Annotated in this window: 2 rRNA genes; both read right to left on the bottom strand. The window is 57.1% G+C overall.

Features of this window, described 5'->3' with window-relative positions:
* Positions 1-8: 8 nt before the first annotated feature.
* Positions 9-130 (bottom strand): 5S ribosomal RNA (rrf, locus tag ACFQEU_RS13840).
* A 148-nt stretch (positions 131-278) separates the two neighbouring features.
* Positions 279-3011, bottom strand: a 23S ribosomal RNA gene (locus ACFQEU_RS13835); the annotation flags it as partial.

Below are 3011 nucleotides of genomic sequence, written 5' to 3'. Positions count from 1 at the left end.
TATGAATGGGTGGGCGGCGAACCGCGGTTCCCAGAGGCTCGCGCACTCCAGTACTTCCCGGTACGCTGGTGGGCTTAACTTCCGTGTTCGGAACGGGTACGGGTGTTTCCCCACCGCTATGGCCGCCCTTACGCCGACTCTCGGAATCGAACCGAGACTCTCCGTCTTGAACAGAGAGACTCCTGTGTCGGTGGTCCCGGTCTCTCGACCGGACTACCGTGTTTACGTGCGATCCAGTTACCGCCTGAACTCATGCGAGTGTGGAAGCCAGTCAACCTATGACTGTGGCTTCGGTCTGTTAGTGCTCGTGGACTCAACGCCTCGTTGCCTCGACGCGTACATCCCGAGTCTATCTAACTCGTCTTCTACGAGTGACCTCTACGGTACTTCTTTTCCATGTGGGTTTCGAGCTTAGATGCGTTCAGCTCTTACCCCGTGTCGCGTGGCTACCCGGCATCTGCGCTCTCGCACAACCGGTACACCAGTGGCGACCAAACGTAGTTCCTCTCGTACTATACGTTCGTTCACGTCAAGTACCACAACACCCCCAATAGATAGCAGCCGACCTGTCTCACGACGGTCTAAACCCAGCTCACGACCTCCTTTAATAGGCGAACAACCTCACCCTTGCCCGCTTCTGCACGGGCAGGATGGAGGGAACCGACATCGAGGTAGCAAGCCACCCGGTCGATATGTGCTCTTGCGGGTGACGACTCTGTTATCCCTAAGGTAGCTTTTCTGTCATCTACGGGCCCCATCTCGGAGCCTCGTAGGTTCGCTAGACCACGCTTTCGCGTCAGCGTCACTCGTTGGGAATGACACTGTCAGACCATCTTGTGCTCTTGCGCTCTTCGCCGGATTCCCGACCCGGCTGAGATGATCTTCGGGCGCGCTCGATATCTTTTCGAGCGCGTACCGCCCCAGTCAAACTGCCCGGCTACCGGTGTACTCCTCCCGGAGTGAGAGTCGCAGTCACCGACGGGTAGTATTTCAATGTTGTCTCGGTGGCGTGCTGGCGCACGTACCTGTGTAGTGACTCCTACCTATGCTGCACATCGGCGACCACGTCTCAGCGACAGCCTGCAGTAAAGCTCTATAGGGTCTTCGCTTCCCCTTGGGGGTCTCCAGACTCCGCACTGGAACGTACAGTTCACCGGGTCCAACGTTGGGACAGTGGCGCTCTCGTTTATCCATTCATGCAAGCCGCTACTGAAGCGGCAAGGTACTACGCTACCTTAAGAGGGTCATAGTTACCCCCGCCGTTGACGGGTCCTTCGTCCTCTTGTACGAGGTGTTCAGATACCCGCACTGGGCAGGATTCAGTGACCGTACGAGTCCTTGCGGATTTGCGGTCACCTGTGTTGTTATTAGACAGTCGGAGCGCCCGAGTCACTGCGACCTGCTCCGTCGAGAGCAGGCATCCCTTCTTCCGAAGGTACGGGACTAACTTGCCGAATTCCCTAACGTCGGTTCTCCCGACAGGCCTTGCCTTGCGCTGGCAGTGTACCTGTGTCGGATCTCGGTACGGACATCGTGCTCGTCTTTTCACGGGCCCTATGTACGGCTGACTTGCGCTATCTCACGTTTCGCTCGCTTCGTGCCGTGACGGCGTCCACGAGCTTCCATGATTTGACCGGGCGAAAGCCCGGCTCAGCGTTCCACACGGCGTCGACTTTTATTGCACGATGGCACTGGAATATTAACCAGTTTCCCGTTGATGCAGTCGAGTTGCGGTGCATCTTAGGACCGGCTGACCCTCGGCTGATTGGCAGTGCCGAGGAACCCTTACACATCAGGCCGTCGAGGTTCTCACCCGACTATCGCTGCTACTGTGACCAGGATTGTCGTTACTGAACGGTCCACACGAGTTCTCACCCGTGCTTCCATCCGGACAGTACGCCGACCTACGCGGTTGCCCTGTTACGGGCACGGCCAGGTCTCGGTGGTAGATTTGAGCCCCGATCATTTTGGGCGCCTCAAACCTCGGCCGGTAAGCTGTTACGCTTTTCTTAGAGGGTAGCTGCTTCTAAGCTCACCTCCCGGCTGTTTAGGGCTTGAGACCACCTTCGAATCGCACTTAATCTACACTTTGGGACCTTAACCCGGCTCTGGGTTGTTCCCCTCACGGTACACAGGCTTACCCCGCGCACCGGACTCCCTTCGTCTACAGCGCCTGCGGGTTTGGAGTTCGACAGGATGGCCGACTCCTCTCGGAGGCGGGTCATCCAATCGGTAGCTCTACCCCGCGGGCTACCTCGGAAGAGGTCATGCTTCGACATGTTTCGGTCGGAACCAGCTGTTGCCAGGCTCGATGGGCCTTTCACCCCTATACACGAGTCACGAGAGGATATTGTAGAATACCAACTCTAACAGGCCTCCACGTGGCTTTCGCCACGCTTCACCTTGCTCGCGTATAGATCGCCTGGTTTCGGGTCGTACCCACATGACTCCCCGCGCTTGAACACGGTGGCCCTCACACAAAGTGCTGCGGCCGTATCGGTTTCCCTGCGCCTTCCTCGGTTCACGAGTTAGACTCGCCATGTAAGTACACTCCCTGGGTCGTTTTTCAAAACGCACGACACGACGCCGGCTCGTCTCTTTTCCTACTAGAGAATCGCTTCTCGGTCGTTTCAAGAGACGCCTTGTACGCCCTGTCGCTCGATCGCCAACTGATTTCAGGCCCTATTGCACCGCCCTTCTCGGGGTGCTTTTCAGCGTTCGCTCACGCTACTTGTTCGCTATCGGTCTCGAGGAGTGTTTAGCCTTCTCAGGGGATGCCTGAGGTGTTCACAGAGGATATCCGACCCCTGCTACTCTGGTATTGACGCCAACGGTACTGTCTCATTCTACGGGGTTGTCACCCTGTTTCACGCTCCGTTCCAGGAGACTTCGAATGAGAGCTCGCGTTTTGGTTGTCAACCCGAACACCACATTGGTCCGAAGACCTTCGGTTTGGGCTGTGTCGCGTTTACTCGCGGTTACTGACGACATCGCTGTTGCGTTCTTGTCCT

It is taken from the genome of Halorubrum tibetense, from assembly GCF_042661865.1.
Taxonomy (GTDB): Archaea; Halobacteriota; Halobacteria; order Halobacteriales; family Haloferacaceae; genus Halorubrum; species Halorubrum tibetense.
The sequence above is the reverse complement of the archived record's forward strand: the minus strand, read 5'-3'. Positions and strand labels throughout refer to the sequence as shown.